This is a genomic window from Stenotrophomonas sp. 278, assembly GCF_003935715.1.
Classification (GTDB): Bacteria; Pseudomonadota; Gammaproteobacteria; order Xanthomonadales; family Xanthomonadaceae; genus Stenotrophomonas; species Stenotrophomonas maltophilia_AH.
On the sequence record NZ_RHPP01000175.1, the window covers coordinates 1 to 7,187 of the forward strand.

At 64.6% G+C, this 7,187-nt stretch carries 4 protein-coding genes; 1 reads left to right on the forward strand and 3 read right to left on the reverse strand.

The annotated features are described in order from the left end of the window. Together EGJ34_RS19430 and EGJ34_RS19435 are read right to left on the reverse strand one after the other, a co-directional pair. Positions 1-1,039, reverse strand: a 1,039-nt coding sequence (locus tag EGJ34_RS19430) for a homocysteine S-methyltransferase family protein (RefSeq protein ID WP_125362095.1), incomplete at its 3' end; no start/stop codon positions are given. 7 nt (positions 1,040-1,046) lie between these two features. Then, positions 1,047-1,976, reverse strand: coding sequence for an ArsR family transcriptional regulator (locus EGJ34_RS19435; RefSeq protein ID WP_125362096.1), 930 nt, complete (start codon positions 1,974-1,976; stop codon positions 1,047-1,049). Positions 1,977-2,123: 147 nt separating this feature from the next. Between EGJ34_RS19435 and EGJ34_RS19440 the strand changes: the two genes are divergently transcribed. Further along, the gene (locus EGJ34_RS19440; protein ID WP_125362097.1) at positions 2,124-3,272 is read left to right on the forward strand and encodes an acyl-CoA dehydrogenase family protein; all 1,149 of its coding nucleotides are present in this window, start codon (positions 2,124-2,126) and stop codon (positions 3,270-3,272) included. A 644-nt stretch (positions 3,273-3,916) separates the two neighbouring features. On the opposite strand, the gene EGJ34_RS19445 is transcribed toward EGJ34_RS19440, so the two are convergent. Next, positions 3,917-7,090, reverse strand: a complete 3,174-nt coding sequence (locus tag EGJ34_RS19445; RefSeq protein WP_125362098.1) for a multidrug efflux RND transporter permease subunit — start codon at positions 7,088-7,090, stop codon at positions 3,917-3,919. Between the last annotated feature and the right edge of the window lie 97 nt (positions 7,091-7,187).

Consider the following 7,187-nt stretch of genomic DNA (forward strand, 5'->3'; position numbering starts at 1 on the left):
CCGCCTGGGCGATGGCGCGGATGTGATCCGGCGTGGAGCCACAACAGCCCCCCACCATGTTGAGCAGGCCGTCCTGCGCGAAGCCGCGCAGGGTGGCAGCCATTTCATCCGGGGTTTCGTCGTACTCGCCAAACGCGTTGGGTAGACCGGCGTTGGGGTGGGCGCTGACGTAGCAGTCGGCGACCTGGCCCAGGGTTTCCACATGCGGGCGCATGGCGTCGGCACCCAGCGCGCAGTTCAGGCCGATCGACAACGGCCGCGAATGGGCCAGCGAGGCGTGGAAGGCATCGGCTGTCTGCCCGGACAGGGTACGGCCGGAGGCATCGGTGATGGTGCCGGAGATCATGATCGGCAGGCGCGCGCCGCGATCATCGAACGCTTCTTCGATGGCGAACAGCGCCGCCTTGGCATTGAGCGTGTCGAAGATGGTTTCCACCATCAGCGTGTCGGCACCACCGTCGATCAGGCCATCGATCGCTTCGCGGTAGGTGTCGCGCAGCGCATCGAAGCTGGTGTTGCGGAAACCCGGATCGTTCACGTCCGGGCTGATCGAGGCGGTACGGCTGGTCGGGCCAAGCACGCCGATGACGAAACGCGGCTTGTCCGGCGTGGTCGCTTCGATGGCATCACAACAGGCGCGCGCCACCGCTGCGCCCGCCTTGTTGAGCTCATACACCAGGTGCTCCAGGTGATAGTCGGCCTGGCTCACCGAAGTGGCATTGAAGGTATTGGTCTCGATCAGGTCCGCGCCGGCTTCAAGATAGGCGGTGTGGATGCCGGCGATCACCTCCGGCCGGGTCAGCAGCAGCAGGTCGTTGTTGCCCTTGAGGTCGTGGCCTTCCGGGGTGCCGTGGTCGCAGCCTGCGCCGTGTTGGTGGTCGAAGCCACCGGCGAAACGCTCGCCACGGTAATCGGCTTCCTCCAGTCCGTGGCGCTGGATCATCGTGCCCATCGCACCGTCGATGATCAGGATGCGCTCGGCCAGCGCCGATTCGAGGGCACGGACACGCTCAGGGTGCAGCCACGGCAGAGACGACATGGAAACCTCAGGGCTTGGTGGCAATCAGCGAGATGACTTCGAAATGCGGCGGCCGCTTCTCGCGGGTCACCGTTTCCAGGCTGGACACCACCAGCCCGGCTTTCTCGGCGAATTTGCGCAGTTCTTTGTCACTGAAACCGAGATTGACGTGGCCGTACGCTTCCACGGCGGCCTTGTGTTCGTGACGGGCCAGGCTGCACAACAGCAGGCGGCCGCCGGAACGCAGCACGCGCGCGCCCTCCGCGACCGCCTGGGCCGGTTTGCTGGCGTAGGTCAGCGCATGCATCAGCACCACCAGGTCGAAGCTGCGGTCCTTGAACGGCAGGGCATGCATGTCACCTTCGCGCACTTCCACATTGGCCAGGCGGCGCAGGCGTTCGCTGGCAGCGGCGACCACGCGGGCGCTGGTGTCGATGCAGATGTAGCGCTTGGCGTGCGGGGCGACCAATTCCGCCAGCACGCCGTCGCCGGACGCGATGTCGAGCACGTCGCCGGTTTCCAGCAGGGGCAGGGCGGTCCGGGCCAGCGCCTCCCAGGTGCGGCCGGGCGAGTAATGGCGCTCCATGTCGCCGGCCACGCTGTCGGCCCAGTTCTGGTCTGCGGCGCGGCTGGCCAGCACCCCGGCCACGCGTTCAGCATCCTGACGCAGCAGCGGGTCGTCGCTGCCGGTGCTCAGGGCATGCCACAATGCGCGCTGCGCCGGATCCAGCGCCGCCTCATCGAAGCGGTAATAGGCCGAGACGCCGGCGCGGCGGTCGCGCACCAGTCCGGCCTCTTTGAGCTTGGCCAGATGAGTGGATACCCGCGGCTGCGCCAGCGTGGTGATCGCCGAGAGCTCGGCCACGGTCAGTTCTTCCTGCTCCAGCAGGGTCAGCAGGCGCACCCGGGTCGCGTCGGCGAACACCTTCAGACGCACCGACCAGTCTTCGAGATCCATAAATATCTACCTATCGCGATATAGAGATATTTTCGGCGTTTCTGCCCGTTCCGGTCAAGTCAGCCGGGATTGCCCGGCCCCCGGTACAATTCGCCATCTGACCGCGCACACGGCGGTTGATATCGACATTTTCCTGGGAGGGTTCTTGTGGATTTCAGTTTTACCGAAGAGCAGCTGATGCTGCAGGACGTGGCACGCCGTATCGCGCAGGAAAAGATCGCCCCGAGCGCGGAACACCATGACCGCACCGGCGAGTTCCCGCTGGAAAACATCCGCCTGCTGGGCGAGAACGGCCTGATGGGCATTGAAGTGCCGGAGGAGTACGGCGGTGCGGGCATGGACCCGATCGCCTACGTGCTGGCGATGGTGGAGGTCGCCGCCGGCGACGCGGCGCATTCGACGATCATGTCGGTGAACAACTCGCTGTTCTGCAACGGCATCCTGACCCACGGCAGCGAAGCGCAGAAGCAGACCTACGTGCGTGCGATTGCCGAAGGGCAGGCCATTGGCGCGTTCGCGCTGACCGAGCCGCAGTCGGGTTCGGACGCCACCGCGATGCGTTGCCGCGCGGTCAAGCAGGCTGACGGCACCTATGTGATCAACGGCAAGAAGAGCTGGATCACCTCGGGCCCGGTGGCGAAGTACATCGTGCTGTTCGCGATGACCGACCCGGAAGCCGGCGCACGCGGCATCACCGCATTCATCATCGACACCGACCGGCCCGGATTCCACCGCGGCAAGACCGAGCCGAAGCTGGGCATCCGCGCCTCGGCGACCTGCGAGATCGAATTCCAGGATTACGTGGCGCACACCGACGACGTCGTGGGCAAGGAAGGCGAGGGCTTCAAGATCGCGATGGGCGTGCTGGATGCCGGCCGCATCGGCATCGCCTCGCAGGCCATCGGCATCGCGCGTGCGGCCTATGAAGCGACGATCGAATACGTGAAGGAGCGCAAGGCGTTCGGCGCGGCGATCGGCACCTTCCAGATGACCCAGGCCAAGATCGCGGACATGAAGTGCAAGCTGGACGCGGCACTGCTGCTGACCCTGCGCGCGGCGTGGGTGAAGGGACAGGGCAAGCGCTTCAGCAACGAAGCGGCGATTGCCAAGCTCACCGCCTCGGAAGCGGCGATGTGGATCACCCACCAGGCGGTGCAGATCCACGGCGGCATGGGGTACTCCAAGGAAATGCCGCTGGAGCGTTACTTCCGTGATGCGAAGATCACCGAGATCTACGAAGGCACCTCGGAAATCCAGCGCCTGGTGATCGCGCGCAACGAGACCGGTCTGCGCTGAGAGCGCCGATGTTACGTAGAGCCGGGCTTGCCCGGCTGCTGTTGGATTCAGGCGAACAGCCGGCGGTCACGTGAATCCGTGTTTGGTCGCGCCGGGGTGGGTTTGCGGGACACGCCGTAAACCCATCCATGGGGGCTCGTCAAAAACATCCATGTTTTTGACGGTCCCGCAAACCCACCCCGGCACGCCCCAGACAGTGGGTCGGTGGCCACGGAAGATCAAAAGCCACTCGCGCTGCCCCGGTGGGATCGGTCGACAGACGATCGCCGTGAAAATCCCAACAATCGGTAACGCATGTCCCCCGGATCAACGTTGCGGTTGATCTGGCTTTTCCCATGGCTACCGACGCACTGTCGGGGCGGGTCGGGGTGGGCTGGAGGGGGCACGAGCCGCATGGATGCGGCGATGAGCTTACATGGACGTATTCACAGCGTCCCCCGGAACGCCCACCCCGAACCGCCAACCCACGGAATCGATGACCACCGGCTGTTCGCCCGAATCCAAACGGCAGCCGGGCAACGCCCGGGTGCCCGCAGGATCCATGCAATTGCATCCACATCGAAGGCCGACAAACAAAAAGGCCCCGGATCGCTCCGGGGCCTTTGAGGGGTGACCACCAACGGTGGCCACCTACCGATCATCGATCACCGATCCGGGCGATGGGCGGCGTTGGCTTCGCCCTGGCGCTCCAGGAACTCCTTGGACGGTTCGTCCAGCTTGTCGCCCAGCATGCGGCGGACCACGACGAAGAACACCGGAATCATCAGCAGGCCCAGGAAGGTGGCGAACACCATGCCACCGATCACGCCCGTACCGATGGCGTGACGCGAGTTGGCACCGGCACCGGTCGAGATCGCCATCGGAATCACGCCCATGATGAACGCGAACGAGGTCATCAGGATCGGACGGAAGCGCAGGCGCGCCGCCTCGATGGTCGCCTCGCGCAGGTTTTTGCCCGCCGCGCGCTGCTCGACCGCGAACTCCACGATCAGGATCGCGTTCTTCGCTGCCAGACCAATCACCGTGATCAGGCCGATCTTGAAGTACAGGTCGTTCGGCAGGCCTCGTGCCAGCGAGAACGCCAGCGCACCCAGCACGCCCAGCGGTACCACCAGCAGCACCGCCACCGGGATCGACCAGCTTTCGTACAGTGCGGCAAGGCACAGGAACACCACCACGATCGACAGCACCAGCAGCAGCGTCGCCGCGTTGCCCGCCAGGATTTCCTGGTAGGACATGCCCGACCAGTCGTAGCCGAAGCCCGCCGGCAGGTCGTCGGAAACGATCCGCTCCATTGCCTGCATCGCCTCACCCGAGCTGCGGCCCGGTGCCTGCGAACCGACGATGTTGATCGCCGAATAACCGTTGTAGCGGCTCAGTGACGGCGGTGCCGACACCCATTCGGACTTCACCACCGTGCTCAGCGGAATCATTGCCTGGGTGCCGTCGGCATTGGTCTGCAGGCTGCTTGGCGTGTAGAAGCTGTTCAACGACTCCGCACCGGTGCGGTACGGGCCATCGGCCTGCATGGTCACGCGCTTGATGCGGCCCTGGTAGAAGAAGTCGTTCACGTACACCGGAGCCAGCATCAGCTGAATCGTGCTGTACACGTCCGACACCGACAGACCCATCGTCTGCGCCTGCACGCGGTCCACGTGCAGCTGCAGCTGCGGCGCATTTTCAAGGCCGTTCGGACGCACCCCGGTCAGGACATCGCTTTCTTCCGCCGCCTTGCCCAAAAGGATGTTGCGCGCCTGGGTCAGCTGTTCATAGCCGGCACCGCCGCGGTCCTGCAGCCACATGTCGAAGCCACCGAACTGGCCCAGACCCTGCACCGTCGGCAGGTTGACCACGAAGATCTGTGCTTCCTTGATCCCGTAGAACGCGCCGTTCATGTTGCCGATGAACTCCGGCACCGTGATGTCACGGTCCGCCCACGGTTTCAGGCGGATGAAGCCCATGCCCACGTTCTCGCCCGAACCGACGAAACTGAAACCGGCCACCTGCAGCATGCCTTCAAAGCCATCCTGCTTTTCCAGGATGCCGCGCATCTGCGCGAAGGTCGCGTTGGTCTGCGCCTTGGTCGAGCCCGGCGGCAGCTGCACGATCGCCAGCGCATAGCCTTGGTCTTCTTCCGGCAGGAAGCTGCCCGGCATGCGGGTGAACAGGAAGCCGCACAGAACGGTCAGCACCACGAACAGGATCATCCAGCGCGGCGCATGCTTCACCGCCGAGGTGATGTGGCCCACATAGGTGTTGCTGACCTTGTCGTAGTACTTGTTGAAGGTGCGGTAGACGATGTTCGGGTGGTCGTTGTGGGTGGCCTTGAGGAAGGTCGCGCACAGCGCTGGGGTGAAGCCCAGTGCCAGGAACGCCGAGAACGCCATCGCGATGGCGATGGTCAGCGCGAACTGCTTGTAGATCTCACCTGCGGCACCGCCCTGCAGCGCCGACGGAATGAACACCGCCGCCAGCACCACGGTGATCGCCACCACCGCGCCGGTGATCTGGGTCATGGCCTTCTGGGTCGCGGCCTTGGGTGGCAGCTTCTCCTCGGTCATGATGCGTTCGACGTTCTCGATCACCACGATCGCGTCATCCACCACGATGCCGATCGCCAGCACCATCGCAAACAGGGTCAGCTGGTTGATGGTGAAGCCGATGATGCTCATGCCCAGGAAGGTGCCGAGCAGGGCCACCGGGATGACCAGGGTGGGGATCAGGGTGGCGCGGAAGTTCTGCAGGAAGATCAGCATCACCAGGAACACCAGCACGACCGCTTCGATCAGGGTCTTGACCACTTCCTCGATCGAGATCTTCACGAAGGTGGTGCTGTCGTACGGCGAGAACCAGCTCACGCCCGCCGGGAAGCTGGGCTGCAGCTCGTCCATCTTGGCGCGCACGGCATCGGCCACGTTCAGCGCGTTCGCACCCGGCAGCAGCTGGATTGCGAAGGCACCGGTGGGCCGGCCGTTGTACTGGGTATCAAAGCCGTAGTTGTTGGCACCGAAGGCAATGCGTGCCACGTCCTTGAGCATCACCCGCGAACCATCTGCGTTTGCCCGCAGGATGATGTTCTCAAACTGTTCCGGCGAGCTGAAGCGGCCTTCGGCCGAAACCGTGGCGGTGAAGTAATGGCCGGCCGGGGAAGGGTCCGAACCCAGCGAACCGGCGGCGAACTGCACGTTCTGCGCGCGCACCGCGGCCAGTACCTGGCTGGCGCTGAGGTTGTAGCCCTGCATCTTCTCCGGGTTGAGCCAGATGTTCATGGCGTACTCGGAACCGAACTGCTGGGTGCTGCCGACGCCGGGAATACGCGAGATCTGGTCGAGCACGCGCGAACCGACGATGTCGTTCAGGGCGTCGCGGTTGATCGCCTCGCTGTCCGAACGCAGGGCCACCACCATCAGGAAGCCGGCGTTGGCCTTGGCCACCACCACGCCCTGCTGGGTCACTTCGGTCGGCAGACGCGGCGTCGCCAGCGACACCTTGTTCTGCACCTGCACCTGCGCGATGTCCGGATCGGTGCCGGTCTCGAAGGTCAGGGTGATCTGGGCACGACCGTTGGAGGCCGAGGAAGAACTGAAGTACAGCAGGTGATCGATACCGGTCAGCTGCTGCTCGATCACCTGGGTGACCGACTTTTCAGTGGTGTCGGCGCTGGCACCGGGATAGGTGGCGCTCACCGTCACCTGCGGCGGTGCGATGCTGGGGTAGGACTCCACGCCCAGGCCCAGGATCGAGATCACGCCCGCAAGCGAGATCAGGATCGCGACCACCCAGGCGAATACCGGGTGTTCAATGAAAAATTTAGGCATGACGGATGGTCCCCGTTATTGCTTGGTCGGTTCGGCAGCCGGAGCGCCTTCGGTCGGCTGGCCTTCGGCCTTGGCCGGGTCGGCCGCGGCGTCTGCC

Excerpts from the sequence above, each read along its gene's own strand:
- EGJ34_RS19435 (WP_125362096.1), bottom strand. The coding sequence starts at position 1,976 with ATGGATCTCGAAGACTGGTCGGTGCGTCTGAAGGTGTTCGCCGACGCG.
- EGJ34_RS19445 (WP_125362098.1), bottom strand. The coding sequence starts at position 7,090 with ATGCCTAAATTTTTCATTGAACACCCGGTATTCGCCTGGGTGGTCGCG.